Below are 377 nucleotides of genomic sequence, written 5' to 3'. Positions count from 1 at the left end.
TGGCAAGGGATTGCTGAAATCTCTTAAGCCTTTGGCGCTTGCCGGATTATTGGCTTTACCCTTGGTGGCACTTTCTCCTGCATATGGATCATTTAGTGGAGGCGGAGATACAGGAAACGGCGATAATGATGGCAGTTTCGGAGGCTCATCTGGCAGTGGTTCAGGGAACCAGGATGGACCGTTCAATGGGGGAGGATCGTCGTCAGGTAGTGGAACATCACAAAGCGGCGGAACAACTTCAGGCGGCTCTTCATCTGGAAGTGGTACAGGGACAGGAACTACGGGAAGTGGGTCGTCTACTGGTCCGGGCTGGCCCGCGACTACGAAAGATGGAACGCCGTATAAAACGACGACGGTGTCTTATACCTACGATGATT

At 52.8% G+C, this 377-nt stretch carries 1 protein-coding gene; it reads left to right on the top strand.

Annotated features, from left to right (window positions below):
* Window positions 1–10: 10 nt before the first annotated feature.
* A partial coding sequence (locus WH96_RS20955; RefSeq protein WP_204248274.1) for a hypothetical protein occupies window positions 11–377 on the top strand: 367 nt, incomplete at its 3' end.

Origin of the sequence: Kiloniella spongiae, from assembly GCF_001026905.1 — a bacterium.
GTDB lineage: Bacteria > Pseudomonadota > Alphaproteobacteria > Kiloniellales > Kiloniellaceae > Kiloniella > Kiloniella spongiae.
The sequence above is the reverse complement of the archived record's forward strand: the minus strand, read 5'-3'. Positions and strand labels throughout refer to the sequence as shown.